Genomic DNA, 21,365 nt, shown 5'->3' with positions numbered 1-21,365 from the left:
CTAGATCCCCCCGTGTTCGCCCGCGAGATAGGCGTCCTGGACGTCCTGGTTCTCGACGATCTCTTCGGGCGGGCCCTCGGCGAGCTTCTGTCCGCTCGAGAGCACGACGACGCGGTCGACGAGCTGCATCAGCCCGCGCATGTTGTGGTCGACGACGACCATCGAGATGCCCTCGTCGCGGAACCCCTCGATCTGCTCGGAGAGCTCGCGGATCTCCGCCTGGTTCATCCCGGCGAACGGCTCGTCGAGCAAGAGGAGGTCCGGATCGGTGGCGAGCGCCTTCGCGATCCCGAGGCGGCGCACGTCCGCGTGGGCCAGCGAGTCGGGCGTCTCTTCGATCTTGTCGCCGAGGCCGACGCGCTCGGCGTACTCGACCACGCCCGGGCCGTCGTCGGTCATCCGTGCCATGACCGTGTCCGGAAGCGCACAGAGCAGGAAGCTGTTCGGCAGCATGAACAGCTTGATGTTGCCACCGACGGGGAGGAGATCGATCGGATTCGACTCCTGTGAGACCCGGGAGAGCCCGTCGTTGACGATCTCGTGGGTCCTGTCGTGGGTGATGTCCGTTCCTTCGAAGCGGATCTCGCCGTCGCTCGCGGAGTACGTGCTCATGATGCAGTTGAACACCGTCGTCTTGCCGGAGCCGTTCGGGCCGATCAGCCCCACGATCTCGCCGTCGTCGACGTCGAAGGAGAGGTCGTCGACCGCGAGCAGGCCGCCGAAACGTTTCGTCAGACCGTCGACCTCGAGGAGCGTCACTCCGAATCACCCCGTACGGAGCCGAGCCCGTGCCAGATGGCGCGGAAGATGCCGTTCCGAGTGAACACGAGCACCGCCAATACGAACGTCCAGAGCACCAGCGCCCGGACGGACGATTCGTCGAAGAACTGTCTGAGCAGCTCCTCTTCGAGGAAGAAGAAGAGAAAGGAGCCAAACAGCGGTCCGAGGATCGACCCCATCCCGCCGATCACGGCGATGGCGATGATCTCGATGCTGTTCTGCAGGTCGACGAAGCTGGTCGGGGTGATGGCCCGGCCGTAGTAGACCAGCAGGGCCCCTCCGATCCCCATCGGCACGGAGCTGAGCACGAACGACGAAATCTTGAACTTGGTCGGGTCGAGGCCGGCGTCCGACACGGCGGGCTCGTTCTCGCGGATCGCCAGCAGCACCGTTCCCACGTTCGACCGGGCGACGTAGGTTAGCCCGATGGCGATCAGCAGCATCGGGATCGCCATGTAGTAGTACCTGATCCACGGCTCGTAAGTGAACGGCTCCACCTTGTTGATCCCGAGCTCGCCGTTGGTCCAGTCGCTGAACGCGAAGATGAGGTTCGTGAACAGGAGCACGCCCACGAGCGTGATGAGCGAGAAGTAGGGGCCCCTGAGCCTGAGCGCCGGTACCGCGATCACGAGGCCGAGCAGCAACGACGCCAGTACCGCGAGTGGGATCGCCACCGCGGGTCCCATAGAGGGATCGTAGTGCAGGATGAGCAGCCCGATCGTGTAGCCGGCCGCCCCCGAGAGCGCGGAGTGGCCGAAGCTGATGTAGCCGGTGTAGCCGCTCTGGATGTCCCAGCTCATCGCGAAGATCGCCCAGATCGAGGCCATCGCGAACGTGATGTTCAACGTCTCCGTGTACAGTGGGCTCCAGAACGGGACCGTCGCGATCAGCCCGAAGCCCAGCGAGATGACGCCGAACTGGAGCCCGGTCATCGTTCCGAAGTGATGTCCGAGCAGCCGGTTGTACGCGTTCGCGATCGGCTGCAGCCCCCGGTCGATCGGCGCGAGCAGTTTGCAAACGACGTTCCACAGCGGCAACAGCAGTGTGTGGAGCGCTGCTCTCGCGCGCTCGACCACGCGGACGAACGACGAGTCGTTACTCATGGTGGAACTCCCTCCCGAACAGTCCCTGTGGTAGCAGGAACAGGACGATCACGAGCAACACGAGCGAGAGGATCCCCCGGAAGTTCTGGCCCAGGTACTCCCCCACGCCCGTCTGCAAGAATCCGATCAGATACGCGGCGACGATGGATCCCTTGATCGAGCCGATCCCGCCGATGACGACGATGATGAACGCCAGCGACAGCGGATGAAGCCACATCTGCGGCGTCGCCTGGGAGGATGCGCCGAGGAAGACGCCGCCGATGCCGGCGAGCGCGCCGGCGATGAGCCAGGTGCGTGCGCGCACCGAGTGGATGTTCACGCCGGTGAGCTGCGCCCCGCGTTCGCTCATCGACGCCGCGCGGATCGCGCGTCCGCTGTTCGTCTTCGTGACGTAGAGCCACAGCGCAGCGATCGTGATCCAGGAGACGACGAAGCCGACGACGCTGACGGTTCGGATGCCCGTGACCGGTCCGAGGTCGATCGTCGACGGAAGGAGCCCGTCCGGGATGGGCGTGTAGGTGTGGGACGCCGATCCGGCGTAGTGCAGGGTTAGCTCCGTGGCCGCGATGGCGACGACGATCGTCGTGAGGAAAGTCGTGACCGGATTGTCCTCGACGAACTGAACGATCACGATGTACAGCAAGTAGGATAGTACTGCGACCGTCGCGACGGCCAACAGGAACGCGGGAAACGGGTGGAGCGTGACCGACTCCAGGACCGGGACGGAGATCGTGTCGCGCGCCAGGAGCAGGTATGCGTAGGCGCCTGCCATGAGCAGGGCTCCGTGGGCGAGGTTGAGTACGCCGCCGACGCCGAAGATCATCGTGAAGCCGATCGCGATCAGCGCGTAGAGCGCACTGATCAGTGCCGCGTTGACGAGTACCGTTGGAAGTCCGCTGAGCATCGATACCTACCAGACTGTCGGCATGTGGTCTGCAGTGGCGTGTTGCTCGGGGTAGACGCATTCGAGGTCCCCCTCCGGCTGCCACTGGGTGATCGGGAAGTTCGAGATGACGCCCTGGTCGTTCCGCGTCTCGACGGCGTCGTGTGGGTAGTCGGCGTCCTCCCCGTACAGCTGGATGTTCCCGGCGACGCCAGTGTGATCGGTCGCCAGCATCGCGTCAACGATGCTGTCGAGATCGCTCCCGTAGTTCCAGGTTCCGCCCCGCTCCACGGCCTCGGCGTACACGTTGACCGCGTCGTAGGTGTTGAACCCCATGTACATCGGGTGTCCGACGGGTGGATCGCTGTTCGCGAACCGTTCGCGATAGGACTCGACGAACGGAATCGTGTTCTCCGTGATGGCGGTCGTACCGCCGGCACCGGACTGCGAGGTCGTTTCGTAGGTCGCTGCACCCTCTGTCAACTGCGCGTAGGCGGGGTGCATCCCGGTGACGTGAATCCCCTCGACTCCGAAGGTGAGCTCGCGCTGCGCCCGTTCGACCAGGAACGCCGACGCGTCGATGTGGGCGAAGAATCGGAAGACGGCGTCGGCACCGGAGTCGACCACGTCGTTGATGACCGGGCTGAAGTCGTCGATGCTGATGTTGAGCCGCTCCTGGTGGACCAGATCGAATCCCTCCTCGTCGAACGCGTCGGGGAGGTAGTTTACGAACGGTTCACACCAGGCAGCGTTGTCCGCCAGGAGGGCGAAAGTGTCCCAGCCGTGGAGCTCGTTGAGGTGATTGGCGTAGTTGACCATCCCCTCGGCCTGGAAGTCCGAGTTGATCGGTCCCGTCCGGAAGAAGTTCCTGTACTGGTCGTAGTCCTGTCCGATGTATTCGGTGACGGTGCTCGGGGCAGCCGATCCGGTGACGATGAAGGGGATGTTCTCGTTCGCGACGTAGGGGAGGATCGCCTGCGTTACTTCGCTGACGAACGTCCCGATGATGACGTCGACGTTGTCCTGGGTAACCAGTCGCTGTACCTCCGTGTCGGCCGTTCCGGGGTCGCCCCTGGTGTCGGCGTGGACGATGTCGACTTCCTCGTCCATGATGCCCCCGTTCTCCGATAGCTGATCGACGGCCATGTTTGCGGTTCGGCGAGACCCGACCCCGAGCGGGTTCTCCAGCGGCGCGAGATGCCCGATCGTGATCGGCCCTCCCGAGCCACCGTCGTCACCGCCGCCCGGGACGCAGCCTGCGAGTGCCGACATGCCGGCCGTCGCCCCTGCCGCCTGCAGGAACCGCCGTCGACCGACGAAACTCGTCGACGTCGTTCCGCCGTTTTCCGCGTTCTGCGCCTTCCCGTTCGTGGCTGTGTTGTCCGTCATGGAGTCACCCGGTGGATACCGAGCTTTCCTTCATGGTCTTTCTAAATAAATATGTGGGCCTGTATACCTCGTCACACGGTAAACTATAACACACGAACTCGGCGTTTCTTCTCCGTTCGTTCGCTTCGACGTAGTTGCCCCTCACGCGGGCGAACGTCGCCACCTCGACGTGCGGGCGGTGACCTGGTCAGTATCGATCAAGCGGTCCCTGAACTGGTACCGACGACGTACTGGCGCGTTTCGCTGGCGTTACTCGCGACCGTCACACCATCGCCCGGCAACGGCTCCGTCGTCGAATCTGGCTCTATTGTCGGAGCTAGCCCTATGGCCGATGCTGGCCTCGTGATCGAAGACGACCCCGCGTCGGCGAGATCCGTGACCGTCACCGAAGCAGCGAGAGGAACTTGCAGGCGAGTACGGTCTCGTCGCGCTGATTCTGGACAGAGACCTCGTACCGGACGACACCCGTCGCGACTGGGTGGTCCCGCGGTTCCTTTTCCACGACCTCGTGTTCCACGTGGATCGTGTCCCCGATGAAACACGGTCGGACGAACCGCAGGTGATCGACGCCGTAGAAGGCGACGACGTGTTCGCGTTCCGCGTCGTCGCGCTCCTGCCACAGCAGCCCCGTTGCCACCGAGAACACGAGCGCCCCGTGAGCGATTCGTTCCCCGTACTCGGTCTCGGCCATCACCTCGGCGTCGGTGTGGAGGTGGTTGAAATCGCCGCTGACGCCCGCGAAGTTCGTCACGTCGGCCTCGGTGATCGTACGTCCACCGGTCGTCGTGCGATCGCCGACCTCGATGGCGTCGTAGCCACCACTCATTCGTCTCCACCCCTGAAGAGGCGGTAGGTTGTGCTGCCGACGGCGACGGTGTCTTCACCGTCCGGCGTGGGTGCCGTTACCTCGACGTCCGTGACGCCCATCGACCCGCCGGCCCGGACGACGTCGGCCGTCGCGCGGAGATCCCCCGTTGCCGGCCGTAGGTAGGACACGTCCAGGTTCGTGGTGGTGAGGCTGGCCGCCGTCGGGTCCTCGAACGTCGTGCGTAACGCGAACGCGCTGGCCGAGTCGATCAGCGTCGCGAGGACCCCGCCGTGGATCGGTGTTGCCTCGTTCTGGCCCACGTTCCGTAGCTTCTCGTGATCGGGGACGACCAGAACCGCCCTGTCCGTCTCGAGGTGCTCGACTCGCAGATCAAGCCACGAGAGGAAGCCGTGGTCGGCGATCTCCCCAGTGAGTGCAGCGAGCTCGGCGTCGGTCACGGGGCGTCCACCCCCCGGCGCTGGCCGCACGGCGACACCCATTGACGACTCGTCGGCCGATCCCCCGGGTGCTGCTCGTGGTCCCGAACGCCCTGGGGAACCACCTCGGTTCGTGCCATACACGTCTGGGGTGTATCCACCTCGTCTTAACTCCATGGACCACGGTACCGAGTCACAGGTGTCGATCCACGTTCTGGGCTGGTGTTCTCCCGGTTTTTCGCCTGGTTTTATGCCGCCCCACGTCGAGTACATCGGTAGCTTTTCACATGACTGATGATGCCACTGAGCGGTTCGAGATCGACGGAAAGCGTGCGATCGTGACGGGCGCGTCCAGCGGAATCGGGCGGGCGATCGCCGAGCAGTTCGCTGCCGGCGGCGCAGACGTCGCGATCTGTTCTCGGGAGCAGGAGAACGTCGATCCCGTCGCGGAGGAGATCGCCGAGAGCGACCGTCCGGGAGAGGCGCTCGCGGTCGAGTGTGACGTGACCGACCGCGACGCGGTCGACGCGCTCGTCGAGGCGACCGTCGAAACGTTCGGTGGGCTCGACGTCCTCGTCAACAACGCCGGCGCGAGTTTCATGGCCGAGTTCGACGACATCAGTCCGAACGGCTGGCAGACGATCGTCGACATCAATCTCACCGGCACGTATCACTGCACGCACGCAGCTGCGGACGCGCTCGCGGACGGCGGCGGCAGCGTCATCAACCTCGCCAGCATCGCCGGGCAGGACGGCTCGCCGCTGATGAGTCCCTACGGTGCTGCCAAGGCCGGCGTGATCAATCTCACGACGTCGCTCGCTGCGGAGTGGGCTGACAAGGGCGTGCGCGTCAACTGCATCGCGCCTGGGCTGGTCGCCACGCCCGGCGTAGCGTCACAGATGGGGATCACCGCCGACGAGGTCGACCGATCGGAGGTCGATCGGGAGATCGGCCGAAGCGAGGAGATCGCCGACCTCGCGCAGTTCCTCGCGAGCCCGGCGTCTTCGTACATGGTCGGCGAGACAATCAGCGCGGCCGGCGTTCCCAGGGTGCAGGAAGGCGTCGTCTAATCGAGCACTCGGCGACCGACGCTGCCGCTACTGCGGATCCGCGCGAATCGAGCGCTAGGCCGGATCAGTCCCCAACGCCGAGCAGCGCGGGAACGTCGTGGAGGGCCTCGACCCGGTAATCGACTGCGGGGCCGTCTTCGGCACCGTAGGCGATCGTTCCGAGACCACAGTCCGCGGCGCCTTCGACGTCGTGCTCGTAGCGATCGCCGATCATCACGGCTGCCGCCGGTTCGACGCCCGCTTTCTCCAGTGCGGTCTCGAACATCGCCGGGTCCGGCTTGGTCCGTCCGACTTCCTCCGACGTCGTCACCGAGTCGAACAGCTCGAGGACGCCGAACTGTTCGATGAGCCACCTACCCTCCTTCTCGTCGACGTCGCTGACTACCCCGACGTGGAGCGGCGACGCCGCGAGGCGCTCGATCGCGTCCACCGCGCCGGGGTTGGCCCGCGCGTGGGTCTCGAGAACAGTGCGGAACGTGGATCGCCAGCGCTCCTCCGGAACAGGTTCGTCGAGGATCTCGGCGACGGCGAGCCGGTACCCCTCCCGTGCCGACCGGAACTCCGTCCCGTCGCGTTCCCGGAAGTGGTCCCCGACCGTCGTCCGCCACGTCTCGATCGCCTGCTCGGCAGTCTGGGTCGTCTCGTGCTCGGCGACGAGTTGCTCGACGAACTCGCGATGGGCCGCTTGCACCGAGTCGAGCGAGAGAATCACGCCGCCGATGTCCCAGAAGACGGCCTCGACGGTCGGATTGCCGGTCGCGTCGTCGGTCATGGACCTGCGTTCGTCCCTCGCTTGTGTGAATCTATCGCACCGGACGGCTCGCCCAGATCGCGGTATCTCCAGCCACGTGCCGCTTTCGCGGCCGAGAACGGAGCCAACGCTTTTGGTCCGGCCCGTGGGACGTTCACACAATGTTCTCCTTCGACGACTCCGAAACGGCCGAAGAACTCGCCGATCGCGCGGAGCGCCTGATGGACGAGGTCGTCATCCCGGCCGAGCGAGAACTCGCCGGCGGGATGGGCGTCTCGGACGCGACGATCCGCGAACTCCGGGAGGCGGCCAGGGAGTACGGCGTCTACGCGCCCCAGATCGGCGAGGAGCACGGCGGGATGGGCTACGACTTCCGCGACGTGCTGCCGACCTTCGAGCAGGCAGGGCGGAGCATCCTCGGCCCGACCGCGATGCGGGTCGACGCTCCCGATGAAGGGAACATGCACCTCCTCGAGATGCAGGGAACCGAGCTCCAGCAGGAGCAGTACCTCGAGCCACTCGTCGACGGCGAGATCAGGTCCGGTTTCTCGATGACCGAACCGATGCAGGGCGCGGGATCCGATCCCAAGATGATCCGGACGACCGCGGAGAAGGACGGCGACGACTGGATCATCGACGGCCACAAGTGGTGGACGACGCAGGGGATCGAGGCCGACGTCCTTCTGGTGCTCGCCCGCACGGACCCGGACGCCCATCCCTACGAGGGCTGTTCGGTGTTCGTCGTTCCAGCGGACGCAGATGGCGTCGAGGTGGTTCGCGACATCCCCCATCTCGGCGGGAACTCGATCGGCGTCGGCCACGCCGAGATCAAGTACGACAACGTCCGCGTCCCGGAGGAGCACCTCGTCGGCCAGGAGGGCGAGGGGTTCACCCACGTTCAGGAGCGACTCGGTCCCGCGCGATTGACCCACTGTATGCGGTTCTCGGGGATGGCAGAGCGCGCGCTCTCGATCGCACGAGCCTACACGGCCGAGCGGGAGGCGTTCGGCTCGACGCTCGCCGAGAAACAGCGGGCTCGCTTCGAAATCGCCGAGCGAGAAACCCAGGTGCAGGCTGCGCGGTCGATGGTCCGCGCCGCTGCCGACGCGATCGACGCCGGGCACGAAGCCAGGACCGAAGTCTCGGCGAGCAAGGTGTTCGCAGCGCGAGCGACAGGCCAGGCCATCGACACCGCCGTCCAGTACTGCGGCGCGAACGGCATCGGTCGCGACCTGCCGCTGGCGGACTTCTACGAGAGCGTCCGCACCTTCCGCATCGTCGACGGCGCCGACGAGGTTCACCTCCGGACGATCGCCCGCGAACTCTTCGAGGACGTCGACGAGGACGAACTCGAGCCCGTCCTCCGATACGGGGAGTGAGAGGACGATATTGAGACTGAGAGCGACTCGACAGTCACGCTCCCGCCCGTTTCTATCGTCGAACCGAATGCAGGACGCTCACTCGCCGGTGAACTCGGGGTCGCGATCCTCCGCAAACGCCGCGGTTCCCTCCGTCGCGTCGTCAGTCGTCAACAGGAGCGCGAACGCCTGGCTCTCGAGGTCGAGTCCGGCGTCGAGGTCCTCGTCGCGTCCCTCGTTCATGACGCGCTTGGCTTTCCGGAGCGCGATCGGCGGCCCGGACACGAGGTCGTCGGTGAACTCCTCGGCGACGTCGTCGTAGGAGTCGGGATCGACCGCGCGGTTGATCAGCCCCCAGTTCTCGGCGCGCTCGGCGGAGATGTGTTCGCCCCGGAAGACGAGCTCCTTGGCGCGAGCGTCGCTGAGCATCCGGATCGCGCGCTGGGTGCCGCCGCCGCCCGGCAGCAGGCCGAGGTTGATCTCTGGGAAGCCGAACTCGGAGCCGGTGGTGGCGATGCGGAGGTCACAGGCCAGCGCGATCTCGAGGCCGCCGCCCAGGCAGTAGCCGTCGATCTTCGCGAGCGTCGGTCGCGGGAACGAGGCGACCACGTCGAAGACCTCCGTCGGCTCGGAAGACTTGGCCGGCTGGATGGAGGCAAAGCCCGAGACGTCTGCGCCGGCACAGAACGCCCGATCGCCAGCGCCCTCGAAGGTCACCGCGCGGACCGCCTCCTCGTCGACGCTGGTGAGGAGGTCGACGATCGCGTCGCTCATGTCGTCGTTGAGGGCGTTCAGTCGCTCGGGGCGGTCGAGTTCGATCTCGAGGAGCCCGTCGTCGTGGAGCTCCCAGTTGAGGGCTCGGTACTCGCTGGGCCCCGATCCGGTGTCGTACTCGTAGAACCCCTGGCCTGCCTCTTCGCCGGTGTGGCCCGCCTCCACGAGCTCGACGAGGTACTCTGCGGGCTCGTAGCGTGCCTCGTCGTATGTCTCGTAGAGCTCGCGGAGTTTCGAGACGATCCGGTCGAGGCCCAGCTTGTCCGCACGCCTGCAGGTGCCCTCGGGGAACCCCGCGCCGAGGCGCATGCCGGTGTCCACGGCATCCGGGGTCGCGACGTCGTTCCCGACGAGCTTGGCGGCTTCGTTGGCCATCGTCGCCTCGACGCGGAACCAGTCGAAATCGTCGACGTCGTCGGGGCCGTAGTCGGCACCGTCGCCGTCCTCGTAGTCGTAGTACCCCTTGCCGGTCTTCCGCCCGAGGTCGTTCGCGTCCACCTTCTCCTGCATCAGCGGCGGGATCGGGATGCCCGCCTCCGTCCGGACGTGGTAGCCGATGTCGATCCCGTTCATGTCGCCCAGCTCGAAGGGACCCATCGGATAACCTCGCTCGTGGACCATCGTGGCGTCCGCCTCGCGGATAGTGGCCTCGTCCCGGGAGACCATCCACGCGGGCTCGCTCGAGAACGGTCCGAGGACGGAGTTGACGACGAACCCCTGGACGTCCTTCCGCACGCGGATCGGGGTCTTGTCGATCGACTCGACGAACTCGTAGCCCGCGTCGGCGGTCTCGTCGCTGGTCTCCTCGCCGTAGATGACCTCGACGAGATCCATCTTGACCGGTGGATTGAAGAAGTGCAGCCCGAGCACCTGCTCTGGCCGGTCGGTCCCCTCGGCGATCTTCGTGATCGACAGCGATGAGGTGTTCGAGGCGAGGATCGCGTCCTCGGGCGCCGCCGCGTCGAGTTCGCCGAAGATATCGTGTTTCAGGTCGAGCCGCTCGGGCGCGGCCTCGATGACGAGGTCGGCGCCCGTGGCTGCAGCCTCGAGGTCCGTCGTGGTGTCGATGCGGTCGAGCACGTCCTCGGGCGCCTGATCGATCAGTCCCTTCTCGGAGAGCTTCTCCAGGGACCATTCGATGTTCTCGTACCCGTCCTGGACGAGCTCCGTCTCGATGTCGCGCATCACCACCTCGTACCCGGCGAGGGCGACGACCTCCGTGATGCCGTGCCCCATGTTCCCCGCACCGATCACTCCGACTCGCTCGATCGCGTCACTGTCGACGACCATGTGAACGTCTTCTAATCCACCACAATCAACCATTAAGATTGCCCCGCGATCGCGGCAACGAACGAGCGCGGCTCACTGGGGTTACTCGGCGGGGAAGCGCCGAACGAAGACGTTGGACGTCCAGGAGAGGACGAGCGTTCCGTCCGCGGTGCGCGTCTCGACCTCGGACGTGACCAGGCCGCGCTCGGGATCGCTCTCCAGGGGACGCTTGCCGATCACCTCGACCCGCACGCTGAGCACGTCGCCGGGCCGCACGGGCTCGTGCCAGCGCAGTTCGTCGAGGCCCGGTGAGCCGAGATTGTCGCCGTCTCGGAACTGGTTCTCGACGAGCATGCGCATGGTCGCCGCGCAGGTGTGCCACCCCGAGGCGATCAGCCCGCCGTAGGGGTACTCCGCGGCAGCCTCCGGATCGACGTGGAAGGGCTGGGGATCGTACTGCTCGGCGAAGTCGATCATCTCGGCTTCGGTCATCTCGTAGCTGCCGAACTCGTCGACGTCCCCGACCTCCACGGCGTCGTATCTCACCGGTCTCGCCCCCGTCGCGGTATCGAGCGGTCGGTCATAGCGGCTCCTCCCCCTCGATGATGCGGACCGCGCGATCGGCCAACGCTGGGACGCGATCCTCCATCTTCGGGTACATCGGGTTGTCGGAGTTCCCTTCGAGGTACCGTCGGTAGAACATCTCACCCAGGCCTGCCAGCTTGTAGACCGCAAGCGTGCGGTAGAACCGGTCGTGTTCCTCGGCGTACTCCAGGCCGGTCCGTTCCTCCCAGCGCTCGACCAGTTCCCGGCGCGTGGGGTAGTCCGAACGTGCCATGAAGTCGGTCACGAGCTCCTCGATCACTGGATCGGGGTCCTTCGCGTCCCGCCAGTAGGAGAGCATCCAGCCGACGTCACAGCGCGGGTCGCCCCGCGTCGCCATCTCCCAGTCGAAGACAGCCACGAGTTCGACGGGCCGCTGGGGGCCGAACATCACGTTGTCGAGTTTGTAGTCGCCGTGGACGAGCGTCTGGGGGTGGTCGGTCGGACAGTGGTCCGCGAGCCAGTCGCCGACGCGGTCCAGTTCGGGGACCTCACGCTCCTCGGCAGTGACCTCGAACGCCCAGGCGAGCTGCTTGCCCCAGCGCTCGACCTGCCGTTGCGTGTACCCCTCCGGATGCCCGTACTCGTCGAGGCCGACGGACGCCGCGTCGACGCCGTGGATCTCCGCGAGCGAGTCGACGAGCTGGGTGCCGACGCGCTCCCTCGCGTCCGCGTCAGCGAACGCCTCCGGCTCGCGCTCCCGGAGGACCGTCCCGTCGACCCGCTCCATGACGTAGAAGTCGCTGCCGATGACGGAATGATCCTCGCACGCCGTCACCGTCGGCGGCACCGGAACGTCGGTGTCCTGGAGCGCGTCGATGAAGGCGTACTCTCTGAGCACGTCGTGTGCGGTGTCAGCTGTCGAGCCGGGCGGTGGTCGCCGAAGGACGAGCTCGGCGTCGCCCCAGTCGACGAAGAGCGTCTCGTTGGAGTGGCCCTGCTCGTGACGCTCCACCTCGTAGTGGTCTACTGCGCCGAGCTCCGCTTCGAGAAACGCCTCGAGTGCGTCCAGGTCGACGAGGCGGTCGAAGTACTCTCGTTGCTGGTCGGCCATGCCAGCGGTTTCGCGGGCCCGGTAGGAAAGTGTGCGGGTCGGTACCGTAGCGTTCGTATCGTCCAGTTCGGTGCCGGGACGGCCCGTCGTCGACGACTTACCGCCCCTCGAACTCCGGATCGCGATCCTCGAGGAACGCGTTCACGCCTTCCTCGTGGTCGTGCGTGTCGAAGACGATGCCCTGCGCCGTCGCCTCGTCCTGCAGGGCCCGGGGCAGCGACTTCTCGAGCCCGTCCTGGATGAGCCGCTTGGTGTGCCGGAACGCGACGGTGGGACCGCTCGCGATCTGTTCGGTCTTCGCCGCAACCGCGTCGTCGAACTCGTCCTCGTCGTAGACGTGGTTGAAGAGCCCGAGTCGCTTTGCTCGCTCGGCGTCGCAGATCTCGCCGGTGAACACCAGCTCCTTGGCGACGTTCACGCCGACCACGCGCGGCAGGAGATACGACGTTCCGCCGTCGACGCTGAGGCCGACCTGATTGAACGTGAAGCCGATCGACGCGGACTCGCTGGCGAGGACGACGTCGCAGGCGATGGCGAGGTTGGCACCGGCACCGACGGCCGGCCCGTCGACTTTCGCCACTGTCGGGTACGAACAGCCGACGAGGTTGACCATCGTGTCGCTCAGCCCCCGTTCGAGGCTGGCGGCGGACCGATCGAGCGACAGGTCGGACTCGAGGCGGTCCTTCATGCCCTGGATGTCGCCGCCGGCCGAGAACGCCCTGCCGCTCCCCTCGAGAACCACGCAGCGAACGTCCTCGCGCTCCTCGAGGTCGTCGATCCGATCGCCGAGGGCCTCCGATATGGGCCCCGTCAGCGGGTTCATTCGCTTTGGTCGGTTCAGCGTCAGCGTGGCAATCCCGTCCTCGACCTCCAGCAGTACCGCGTCATTCATCGCCAGTCACCTGGGTGTGTGGCATGGTAGCGTGGTCGGCCGGCCCCAGAATAAAGCTTCGCCACCTGGGGGTGACACGCGTTTCCGCAACGGAGACTGGCCGCGACGGTGGACACTACCCTCATCGGCGATCGAGGGGGTCAGACGTCGAACAGTTGGGATCGGGTCGGGCGTCGCTAGACCCTCTCAGGCGGATCAACGAAACAAACATCAGATATCCGACTGAAGAGTAGATTAATCTACATTGAGGATCGTTATCAATCCGTATGCCAGGCGGAGCCAACCTCAACCTTCGATCGTTCCTGTGGCGTGGTGAGCGAATCTACCCCGACCAGGAGATCGTCTCGCGAACGCATCAGGGAATGCACCGATACACGTTCGACGAGTACGCCGACCGCTGCCGTCAGCTCGCGTCTGCGCTCGAGCAGGCGGGGATCGAGCGCGGCGACCGCGTCGCGACGTTCGCGTGGAACAACCACTGGCACCACGAGTGCTACTACGGGATCCCCTGCATGGGCGCACAGATCCACATGATCAACCTGCTATTGCCGGATTCGCACATCCAGCACATCGTGGCGGATGCCGAGGATCGAATGCTCGTCGTCGATCCCGTGATGCTCGAACGGCTCGAGGAGGCCTACGACGAGGACGCGTTCGCGTCGGTGGAGCAGTACGTCGTGATGGGCGATCAGGTGCCCGAGACGTCGCTGGAGCCGGTGGTCGACTACGAGTCGTTCATCGCCGACGGCGACCCGAACTACGAGTTCCCGGAACTGCCCGAGGACCAGCCCGCGGGCATGTGCTACACGTCGGGGACAACGGGAAAACCGAAGGGCGTCGAGTACACGCAGAAGATGTACTGGACCCAGGTGATGGCGATCATGACCGGCGAGGTGGGCATCGGTTCGGAGGACGTGGAGCTGACCTACGTCCCGATGTTCCACGTGAGCGGCTGGTCGCGACCGTTCGCGACGATCGCCGCCGGCGCGAAGACGGTCCTGCCCGGTACCGCGCCCGAGCCCGGGGACCTCGCCCGGATGATCGATGAGGAGGACGTGACTCTCTCGGCGGCGGTCCCGACGGTATTCATGGACCTCCTCGAGTACGCCCGTGAGAACGAGGTCGACTTCTCCACTATCCGCTACTTCACGAGCGGCGGCTCCTCGACGCCGGAGTCCCTCATCCGCGAGTACCGCGAGGAGTTCGACGTGGATCTCGTCTCGGGCTACGGCATGACGGAGACAACGCCTGTCACTCACGCCTACGAGCCCAAGCCAGGCCGAGACCCTTCGGGCGACGAACTCGACGAGATCCGGTCGTACTCCGCGGGCGTCTCGCTTCCCGGGGTCGAGTTCAAGGTCGTCGACGACGACGGCGAGGAGGTTCCCTGGGACGGCGAGAGTCTCGGGGAGCTCTGGATGCGCGGGCCGTGGATCAGCACCGAGTACTTCAACGCCCCGGAGGCGACCGAGGCGTCCGTCACCGAGGACGGCTACCTGAAGACGGGCGACATCGTGCGCGTCTCGGAGGAGGGCTACGTCGACGTGGTCGATCGCCTCGACGACCTCGTCAAGAGCGGCGGCGAGTGGATCGCCAGCGTCGAGGTCGAGAACCGCATCATGGGCCACGAGGACGTCGTAGAGGCAGCCGTCGTGCCCGTTCCCCACGAGCGATGGGACGAACGTCCGGCCGCCTTCGTCGTTCCGCGCGAGGGCGTTGACGAGGACGCGCTCCGCGAGGACGTCCGGGCGATCGTCGCCGAAGAGTACCCCCGCTGGTGGGCACCCGACGCAGTCCGGTTCATCGACGAGATTCCGAAGGGATCGACCGGGAAATTCTCGAAACGGACGCTGCGTGACGAGTACGTCGACGACGAACTCGCCGAAAGCGTGGCGGCAAACGCGCCATCGTCGTCCTGAGCGTACCGACCAGAATCCAATCTGGGCGACTCATTTCTGGGAACTCGACGCGACGAGTGTCGATCGTCTCGATGGGAACGGCCATCCTCCGGGTCGCATCCGCCATCGCACCGTCGGCCTCGTGCGTGCATTTTTGTCACACCTCGCCGAAGTGACGGCTACATGCGCGCAGCTGTCCTCGAGGAACACGGCGAACCGCTCTCGGTGCAGGAGGTCGACTATCCGGAGCCCGGCCCGGATCAGGTCGTCGTCGAGACCGAGGCCTGTGGCATCTGCCGGAGCGACTGGCACGCCTGGCGCGGCGACTGGGAGTGGATGGGAATATCGCCCTCTCCGGGGCAGATCCTCGGCCACGAGCCGGCAGGAGTGGTTTCCTCGGTCGGGGGCGATGTCGAGACGCTTTCCGAAGGCGATCGCGTCACCGTCCCGTTCCACCTCGGCGACGGCACCTGTCCCTACTGTCAGAACGGCCACTCGAACGTCTGCGAAACGTCGATGCCGCTCGGCTTCCTCGACGCCGCACCGGGTGCCTTCGCCGAGGCGTTCCCCGTTCGTGAGGCGGATTTCAACGCGACGAAGCTCCCCGAGGGCGTCGCGTTCGAGGAGATGGCTGCCCTGGGCTGTCGGTTCATGACTGCCTACCACGGTCTGGTGGATCGTGCCGAGATCAGGCCCGGTGATTCGGTCGCCATCCACGGCTGCGGCGGGGTGGGTCTCTCGGCGGTCCATATCGCGGACGCCCTCGGCGCCGTCCCGATCGCCGTCGACGTCCAGGACGAGAAGCTCGATCGCGCCCGCGAGCTCGGCGCCGCGGCCACCGTCAACGGCGCGGAGGTCGACAACGTCCCCGGCGAGGTCCAGATCGCCAACGACGGGCAGGGCGTCGACGTCGCCGTCGACGCGCTGGGAATCCAGGAGACCTGCAGCAACGCCGTCAAGTCACTCGGCAAGACCGGAACGCACGTCCAGATCGGACTCACGGAGGGCGACACCGGCGGCGAGCTGTCGTTGCCCGTCGATCAGATGACGCTCCAGGAGATCGACTTCCACGGCAGCTACGGCATGCCGCTCGTCCGTTACGACGAACTGTTCCGGCTCATCGAGCGCGGGACGCTCGAACCCCAGAAGATCATCGGCGAGACGCTCTCCCTCGACGAGGCGCCCCAGACGCTCGCGTCGATGGACGACTTCGAGACGATCGGGATCCCAGTCATCAACGAGTTCTAACGCCCACCTTTTTTCGTGGAGGGTTTCCTCGCTCGCTCCCCACGGTCGCTCGCTGTGGGAACCCTCCTCGAAAAAATCTGGACCAAAAAAGGCCGGACGCTCGGCTTTCAGCCTCGCGTCCGGTGAACCGCGCTCGCTCCCTTCGGTCGCTCGCCCGGATGCTAATCGACCAGGTCGTAGTCGCGCTCCTCGTGCTGGACCGAGATCCACTTCGTCTCGAGCAGTTCGTCGACGATCCACTCGCCGTTGTACCGGCCAAGACCGGACTGTTTCATCCCGCCGAAGGGCGCGTTCGGCTCGTCCTGGATCGGGTGGTCGTTGATATGGACCATCCCTGCGTCGATCTGATCTGCGAGCCTGCGAGCGCGCTCAACGTCGTCGCACTGGATCGCCGCGGAGAGACCGTATTCGGTGTCGTTGGCCAGTTCGACCGCCTCCTCGTCGTCCGAGATGGGAATCACCGGTGCGACCGGACCGAAATGCTCGTTGCACGCTGCGGCCATGTCGTTGGTCGCGTCCGAGAGCACAGTCGGCCGGAAGAACAGCTCCTCGTCGTGGCCGCCGGTCTCGAGCGTCGCGCCCTGCTCGACCGATCGCTCGACGAACTCGATCAGGTCGCCGCGCTGGCTCTCGTTGACGACGGGGCCGAAGTCGACGGACGGGTCCGCGGACGGATCGCCGATCTTCAGGGATTCGGCGTGCTCGACGAGCAGGTCGACGTACTCGTCGTAGACGTCCTCGTGGACGAGGTGGCGGTTGACCGAGATGCAGACCTGTCCCTGGTGGGTGAACGATCCGACCGCGCCGATTTTGGCGGCTCGCTCGACGTCGACGTCCTCCGTCACGACGTTCGGTGCGTTCCCGCCCAGTTCGAGCGCCGGCAGTGTGATCGAGCTGCCGGCCTGGCTGGCGACGGACCTGCCAACGTCCGTCGAGCCGGTGAAGGAGAGCACCCGCGGAATCGGGTGGCCCGCCATCTGATCCCCGATCTCCGAACCGCGGCCCGTGACGACGTTGACGACGCCGTCGGGGAACCCCGCTTCCTCAGCGATCTCGGCGAGGAGGAGGCCGCCGGTGATCGGCGTGTCCGATGCGGGCTTGAGCACCACCGTGTTCCCGAGTGCCAGCGCGGGCGCAAGTGCTCTCGTGGAGAGGTGGAGGGGGTAGTTCCAGGGCGAAATGATCCCGACCACGCCGACCGGTTCGCGGACGATGTGGTGGGTCTTGCTCTCCCCGAAGAACGCCGAATCTCGTTCCTCGTCGGCGGGCGGTTCTTCCGTAAGTGCGGTGCGGAAGTCCGATACCGATATCGCGACCTCGCCGCCAGCCTTCCCGGCAGCGCTCCCTCCCTCCTGGGCGAGGAGGCCGACGACCTCGTCGTAGCGTTCCTGCAGCGCGTCTTTGGCCGCCTCGACGTACTCGAGGCGTTCCTCCCGTTCCAGCGCCGCCCACTCTGGCTGGGCCGCAGCTGCAGCCTCGTACGCCGCGTCGACGTCCGCCTCGGTCCCCGCCGGAACGTCAGCGAATGCCTCCCGCGTGGCCGGGTTCTCGACGGGGATCGTTTCGCCGCTCGATGCCTCGCGCCACTCGCCGTCGACGTAGATCCGGTCCCACCCGGTCTCGGTCTCGTGTTCGGGTGTCGCCATCACGACTAGGGACGGTCCAATCGGTGAAAGACCTTTGGCAACCGTGAACACACTGCCAGCGGTTGACGCGTCCCGCTCACCCTTTCTTGAGCGCCGAGCCCCACTGCCGACTTGAAGATCGAACCCGAACCAGAAGACCGAACCCGGACCTGAAGACCGCGGCCTAGCGCTCCCCACGCCACTCCGCGCGGAACCGTTCTGCGAACGTCTCCAAAAATTCGATCCGGTCCGCCGCGATCTCGCGGGCGGTCTCGGTGTTGCACTCGTCCTCGAGTTTGAACAGTTTCTCGTCGAAGTGACCGAGGACGCAGGGGTCGTCTCCCTCGCCCGGCCGCCACAGCGGCAGCCCGCGATCGCCGCCGAAGGCGAAGCAGCGGCCGACGCCGACGGCGCCGAGCGCGTCGAGGTTGTCGGCGTCCTGCAACACTGCGGCTTCGACGGTCTCCGGCGTTCGTGGATCGTCACGGTACTCGTAGTCGTCGTGGACGGCGACGCAGTGCTGGACGGGCTCGATCGTCGACTCGTCGGTCACGCCGGCCGACGTCAGGATGGCCTCGACGTCCTCCAGCGTCGCCTCGGGATGGACGAACTCGTGCCCGTTCACGACCCGGTGGTGGTCGTGGACGAGCGCGGCGAGGCCGACGACGTGGGGATCGGCGTCCTCTTCGGCGGCGATGGACTGGCCGAGACTGAACACGCGCCAGGCGTGTGCGAGGTCGTGGCCGGAGGAGTCACCTGCGAGGGTCGTCTGCATCTCGGCCGCGACGGCCGGATTGGGCTGCTCCGTCGCACCGGGCACGTCCCAGTCCGGGAGCACGTCGATCGATTCGGACATGGCACATAGCGCGGCGAGATTCCACTTCAACGGTTCGGGACCGGACGGTGAATGTGAATCTGAACCCGACCCTGCACCCTGGGTCGGTCGTCAGATTCTCGGCACTGGCAGACGGAGCGACCGTTCATGGCCGCGATCGGTGACCACGTCCGATCGGATGGGACCGCAGTATCGCCTGGAGTCTACCGCGTCGTCGGGACGGGGGACGAGGTGACGCTCCTGCGAGTCGCGGACCCCGATGGGCGTCGACGGCATACTGGCGAGCTGATTCACGTGTCCGTGGCGGCGCTCGACACCGACTTTGAACCAACAGCTGACCCGGACGCCGGTATCGCCCCACGGGCACGGATCCGAAACGCAGTCCAGGGGCTCTACTGGTCGGTACGCAGATTTTTCTAGGGTGCTGGGAACATCTGGGCCACTCGATCGCCAATTTTGATCGATCTGCGGCGGCAACACGGCGGTTTTCCGGTTCCACATTTATGCCGGAGGCTGCCGAATTGCCAGGCAGGATGGCCCACACTGATCTACAGGAGGACGGCGCTGGCTCCGGCGTCGTCGCCGCGCGCAACGTCAGCCGGACGTACTTCCTCGGGGAGCCGGTCCACGCCCTTCGAGACGTGTCTCTGACGCTCGAGGAGGGATCTTTCACGGCGGTCATGGGGCCGAGCGGCTCCGGCAAGAGCACGCTGATGAATCTCCTCGGCTGTCTGGACACGCCCGACGAGGGGACAATCGAGATCGACGGCCGCTCCGTCGGCGAGCTGTCGGGTGCCGAGCGAGCGAAGCTGCGCGGCACGAAGATCGGCTTCGTCTTCCAGACGTTCAATCTGATGCCGCGGCTCTCCGCCGCCGAGAACGTCACGCTCCCGATGGTGTTCAACAACGTTGCCGACGCGGATCGCCGCCAGCGTGCAGAGACGCTCCTTGATCGCGTCGGGCTCGGCGACCGTCTCGACCACGCGCCGAACGAACTCTCCGGCGGGCAGCGCCAGCGCGTCGCCATCGCCCGCGCGCTCGCCAACGAACCGACGCTACTCCTCGCCGACGAGCCGACGGGAAACCTCGACAGCGAGACCGGCGCCGAGATCATGGACCTCTTCGACGAGCTCCACGCCGAGGGCCGGACGATTCTCATGGTGACCCACGAGCGCCACATCGCCGAGCGCGCCGAGCGCATCGTCACCCTCGTCGACGGGCGGATCGAGCGGATCGAAGACGTGTCCGACGTCGTTCCCTCGGGGCCGTCTGTGCTTCACGAACGCGACGATGCTACCGGCTCTACCGAACCGGATGGCGAGGGTGAGAGCGCGTGAACCTTCGCGAGAGCCTCAGGATCAGCTGGCGCGCGATCACCGGTCACAAGCTCCGGTCGACGCTCACGACGATCGGGATCGTGATCGGCATCGGGAGTATCATCGCGTTCATGGTGCTCGGTGGCGCGTTCGAGGAGGAGGCCCTCGGCGGGTTCGACACCGACGACCAGTCGTTCGTGCTCGTCCAGACCCAGGGGAACGTCGAGGGCGGTTTCGGCTTCCAGACGTTCCAGGACCCGATCTACACCCAGCACGACGTCGAACAGATCGAGGCGATGGACGGCGTGGAGTACGTCGACCCCGACGGAACGATACCAGCGTCGCAGGTCCGGCACGCGAACGGGAGCACGGTGTCGTTCACCGTTCGAATCTCCAGACCGGAGAGCTTCCGGAAGAACGTCACGGGGAGCTTCGTCGCCGGCGAGGCGTTCGCCGGGCCCGGCGAGGCCGTGATCGACACCGAACTCGCCGAATCGCTCGGCGGCAACGTGTCCGTCGGGGACGAAATCCAGGTGTCCTTCACCGACGGCACGCGAGAGACGTTCACGGTCTCGGGCATCTTCGCGCTCGACAACCAGGCGCCGGGCACCGATACGGCGATCTACGTACCCGCGGATCCCTACTACAACCAGACCGTCGAGACGTCGCGCGGGACCGAAGAACTCGCCTACACCTCGCTGACCATCTGGGTCGAGAGCATCGAAGACATCGAAGACGTCCGGTCGTCCGTCGACGCGTACTTCAGCTCCGGCGAGTCCGACGCCGAGCAGCTCGTCGACGACGACAAGCGCATCGCCGTCCAGACGCTGGACGACCTTCTGAGCCAGGTCGGCGAGATCTTCGATCAGGTGACGATCTTGATCGCCGGGATCGCCGGCATCGCGCTGATCGTCGGGGCGATCGGGATCGCGAACATCATGATCGTGAGCGTCACCGAGCGGACGCGAGAGATCGGGATCATGAAAGCCGTCGGCGCGCGACAGCGCGACATCGTCCAGCTGTTCCTCGTCGAGTCGCTGATACTGGGAATCTTCGGGGCGATCGGCGGGGTCGCCCTCGGCATCGGGGGCGGCTATCTCCTCGTCACGCTCGCTGGATTCCCGATGATCTACCCGCTCGACTGGGTCGTGATCGCCGTGTTCGTCGGCATCGGCGTCGGGATCGTCTCCGGTCTGTACCCGGCCTGGCGCGCGGCACGGGTGGATCCGATCGAGGCGCTCCGGCGGGAGTAGTCGCTCCCGCCTGGGGGTT

The 21,365-nt window shown here is 66.0% G+C and carries 19 protein-coding genes; 6 read left to right on the top strand and 13 right to left on the bottom strand.

From position 1 onward, the window contains the following. The 6 genes from ACZ5KP_RS02005 to ACZ5KP_RS01980 all read right to left on the bottom strand — a co-directional run bounded on the left by ACZ5KP_RS02005 (position 1) and on the right by ACZ5KP_RS01980 (position 5,421). Positions 1-759 (bottom strand): ABC transporter ATP-binding protein, encoded by a 759-nt coding sequence (locus ACZ5KP_RS02005; RefSeq protein ID WP_460919383.1) that lies wholly within the window; start codon positions 757-759, stop codon positions 1-3. Continuing rightward, positions 756-1,883, bottom strand: a complete 1,128-nt coding sequence (locus tag ACZ5KP_RS02000; RefSeq protein WP_460919381.1) for a branched-chain amino acid ABC transporter permease — start codon at positions 1,881-1,883, stop codon at positions 756-758. Before ACZ5KP_RS02000 ends, ACZ5KP_RS02005 begins: the two co-directional genes overlap by 4 nt. After that, positions 1,876-2,787, bottom strand: a complete 912-nt coding sequence (locus tag ACZ5KP_RS01995) for a branched-chain amino acid ABC transporter permease (RefSeq protein WP_460919379.1) — start codon at positions 2,785-2,787, stop codon at positions 1,876-1,878. Before ACZ5KP_RS01995 ends, ACZ5KP_RS02000 begins: the two co-directional genes overlap by 8 nt. A gap of 6 nt (positions 2,788-2,793) precedes the next feature. Continuing rightward, a complete protein-coding gene (locus ACZ5KP_RS01990; RefSeq protein WP_460919377.1) occupies positions 2,794-4,155 on the bottom strand; it encodes an ABC transporter substrate-binding protein in 1,362 nt (453 codons plus the stop codon). A gap of 382 nt (positions 4,156-4,537) precedes the next feature. Beyond that, positions 4,538-4,981, bottom strand: coding sequence for a MaoC/PaaZ C-terminal domain-containing protein (locus ACZ5KP_RS01985; RefSeq protein ID WP_460919375.1), 444 nt, complete (start codon positions 4,979-4,981; stop codon positions 4,538-4,540). Continuing rightward, a complete protein-coding gene (locus ACZ5KP_RS01980) occupies positions 4,978-5,421 on the bottom strand; it encodes a PaaI family thioesterase (RefSeq protein ID WP_460919373.1) in 444 nt (147 codons plus the stop codon). The genes ACZ5KP_RS01985 and ACZ5KP_RS01980 overlap by 4 nt, the downstream gene beginning before the upstream one ends. 266 nt (positions 5,422-5,687) lie before the next feature. On the opposite strand from ACZ5KP_RS01980, the gene ACZ5KP_RS01975 reads away from it, so the two are divergent. After that, on the top strand, positions 5,688-6,470 hold the full coding sequence (locus ACZ5KP_RS01975) for an SDR family NAD(P)-dependent oxidoreductase (RefSeq protein ID WP_460919370.1): 783 nt from the start codon (positions 5,688-5,690) through the stop codon (positions 6,468-6,470). A gap of 64 nt (positions 6,471-6,534) precedes the next feature. Here ACZ5KP_RS01975 and ACZ5KP_RS01970 read toward each other — a convergent pair whose 3' ends face one another. Continuing rightward, a complete protein-coding gene (locus ACZ5KP_RS01970; RefSeq protein ID WP_460919367.1) occupies positions 6,535-7,242 on the bottom strand; it encodes an HAD family hydrolase in 708 nt (235 codons plus the stop codon). Between the two features lie 140 nt (positions 7,243-7,382). On the opposite strand from ACZ5KP_RS01970, the gene ACZ5KP_RS01965 reads away from it, so the two are divergent. Further along, positions 7,383-8,600 (top strand): acyl-CoA dehydrogenase family protein, encoded by a 1,218-nt coding sequence (locus ACZ5KP_RS01965; protein ID WP_460919364.1) that lies wholly within the window; start codon positions 7,383-7,385, stop codon positions 8,598-8,600. A 78-nt stretch (positions 8,601-8,678) separates the two neighbouring features. Here the strand turns inward: ACZ5KP_RS01965 and ACZ5KP_RS01960 are convergent, their stop codons facing one another. The 4 genes from ACZ5KP_RS01960 to ACZ5KP_RS01945 form a co-directional block, all read right to left on the bottom strand. Further along, positions 8,679-10,643, bottom strand: coding sequence for a 3-hydroxyacyl-CoA dehydrogenase/enoyl-CoA hydratase family protein (locus ACZ5KP_RS01960; protein ID WP_460919361.1), 1,965 nt, complete (start codon positions 10,641-10,643; stop codon positions 8,679-8,681). A gap of 81 nt (positions 10,644-10,724) precedes the next feature. Then, complete coding sequence (locus ACZ5KP_RS01955; RefSeq protein ID WP_460919358.1) at positions 10,725-11,168, bottom strand: MaoC family dehydratase; 444 nt, start codon at positions 11,166-11,168, stop codon at positions 10,725-10,727. Between the two features lie 34 nt (positions 11,169-11,202). Then, the gene (locus ACZ5KP_RS01950) at positions 11,203-12,279 is read right to left on the bottom strand and encodes a phosphotransferase family protein (protein ID WP_460919355.1); all 1,077 of its coding nucleotides are present in this window, start codon (positions 12,277-12,279) and stop codon (positions 11,203-11,205) included. A 97-nt stretch (positions 12,280-12,376) separates the two neighbouring features. Then, positions 12,377-13,177 carry an enoyl-CoA hydratase/isomerase family protein gene (locus ACZ5KP_RS01945; RefSeq protein ID WP_460921102.1) on the bottom strand — a complete coding sequence of 267 codons (801 nt, stop codon included), beginning with the start codon at positions 13,175-13,177 and terminating at the stop codon, positions 12,377-12,379. 260 nt (positions 13,178-13,437) lie between these two features. Here ACZ5KP_RS01945 and ACZ5KP_RS01940 point away from each other — a divergent pair, with 260 nt between their 5' ends. Continuing rightward, positions 13,438-15,090 (top strand): long-chain-fatty-acid--CoA ligase, encoded by a 1,653-nt coding sequence (locus ACZ5KP_RS01940; protein WP_460919352.1) that lies wholly within the window; start codon positions 13,438-13,440, stop codon positions 15,088-15,090. 162 nt (positions 15,091-15,252) lie between these two features. Beyond that, positions 15,253-16,317, top strand: coding sequence for a zinc-dependent alcohol dehydrogenase family protein (locus ACZ5KP_RS01935; protein WP_460919349.1), 1,065 nt, complete (start codon positions 15,253-15,255; stop codon positions 16,315-16,317). 161 nt (positions 16,318-16,478) lie between these two features. On the opposite strand, the gene ACZ5KP_RS01930 is transcribed toward ACZ5KP_RS01935, so the two are convergent. Next, complete coding sequence (locus tag ACZ5KP_RS01930; RefSeq protein ID WP_460919347.1) at positions 16,479-17,963, bottom strand: aldehyde dehydrogenase family protein; 1,485 nt, start codon at positions 17,961-17,963, stop codon at positions 16,479-16,481. Between the two features lie 163 nt (positions 17,964-18,126). Next, a complete protein-coding gene (locus ACZ5KP_RS01925; protein ID WP_460919344.1) occupies positions 18,127-18,798 on the bottom strand; it encodes an HD domain-containing protein in 672 nt (223 codons plus the stop codon). 512 nt (positions 18,799-19,310) lie between these two features. On the opposite strand from ACZ5KP_RS01925, the gene ACZ5KP_RS01920 reads away from it, so the two are divergent. Together ACZ5KP_RS01920 and ACZ5KP_RS01915 are read left to right on the top strand one after the other, a co-directional pair. After that, a complete protein-coding gene (locus tag ACZ5KP_RS01920) occupies positions 19,311-20,114 on the top strand; it encodes an ABC transporter ATP-binding protein (RefSeq protein ID WP_460919341.1) in 804 nt (267 codons plus the stop codon). Beyond that, positions 20,111-21,346: an ABC transporter permease gene (locus ACZ5KP_RS01915; protein WP_460919338.1), complete on the top strand. Its 1,236-nt coding sequence runs from the start codon at positions 20,111-20,113 to the stop codon at positions 21,344-21,346. Before ACZ5KP_RS01920 ends, ACZ5KP_RS01915 begins: the two co-directional genes overlap by 4 nt. The last annotated feature ends 19 nt before the right edge of the window (positions 21,347-21,365 follow it).

It is taken from the genome of Salinarchaeum chitinilyticum, from assembly GCF_055390775.1.
Note: the sequence above shows the minus strand (reverse complement) of the source record. Positions and strands in the feature narration are given on the sequence as shown.

What these genes read in the sequence shown, in the direction of transcription:
- ACZ5KP_RS01920 (WP_460919341.1), top strand. Translation starts at nt 19,311, where the DNA reads ATGGCCCACACTGATCTACAGGAGGACGGCGCTGGCTCCGGCGTCGTC.
- ACZ5KP_RS01995 (WP_460919379.1), bottom strand. Translation starts at nt 2,787, where the DNA reads ATGCTCAGCGGACTTCCAACGGTACTCGTCAACGCGGCACTGATCAGT.
- ACZ5KP_RS01950 (WP_460919355.1), bottom strand. Translation starts at nt 12,279, where the DNA reads ATGGCCGACCAGCAACGAGAGTACTTCGACCGCCTCGTCGACCTGGAC.
- ACZ5KP_RS01990 (WP_460919377.1), bottom strand. Translation starts at nt 4,155, where the DNA reads ATGACGGACAACACAGCCACGAACGGGAAGGCGCAGAACGCGGAAAAC.
- ACZ5KP_RS01930 (WP_460919347.1), bottom strand. Translation starts at nt 17,963, where the DNA reads ATGGCGACACCCGAACACGAGACCGAGACCGGGTGGGACCGGATCTAC.
- ACZ5KP_RS01935 (WP_460919349.1), top strand. Translation starts at nt 15,253, where the DNA reads ATGCGCGCAGCTGTCCTCGAGGAACACGGCGAACCGCTCTCGGTGCAG.
- ACZ5KP_RS01960 (WP_460919361.1), bottom strand. Translation starts at nt 10,643, where the DNA reads ATGGTCGTCGACAGTGACGCGATCGAGCGAGTCGGAGTGATCGGTGCG.
- ACZ5KP_RS01985 (WP_460919375.1), bottom strand. Translation starts at nt 4,981, where the DNA reads ATGAGTGGTGGCTACGACGCCATCGAGGTCGGCGATCGCACGACGACC.
- ACZ5KP_RS01965 (WP_460919364.1), top strand. Translation starts at nt 7,383, where the DNA reads ATGTTCTCCTTCGACGACTCCGAAACGGCCGAAGAACTCGCCGATCGC.
- ACZ5KP_RS02000 (WP_460919381.1), bottom strand. Translation starts at nt 1,883, where the DNA reads ATGAGTAACGACTCGTCGTTCGTCCGCGTGGTCGAGCGCGCGAGAGCA.
- ACZ5KP_RS01975 (WP_460919370.1), top strand. Translation starts at nt 5,688, where the DNA reads ATGACTGATGATGCCACTGAGCGGTTCGAGATCGACGGAAAGCGTGCG.
- ACZ5KP_RS01925 (WP_460919344.1), bottom strand. Translation starts at nt 18,798, where the DNA reads ATGTCCGAATCGATCGACGTGCTCCCGGACTGGGACGTGCCCGGTGCG.
- ACZ5KP_RS01940 (WP_460919352.1), top strand. Translation starts at nt 13,438, where the DNA reads ATGCCAGGCGGAGCCAACCTCAACCTTCGATCGTTCCTGTGGCGTGGT.
- ACZ5KP_RS01970 (WP_460919367.1), bottom strand. Translation starts at nt 7,242, where the DNA reads ATGACCGACGACGCGACCGGCAATCCGACCGTCGAGGCCGTCTTCTGG.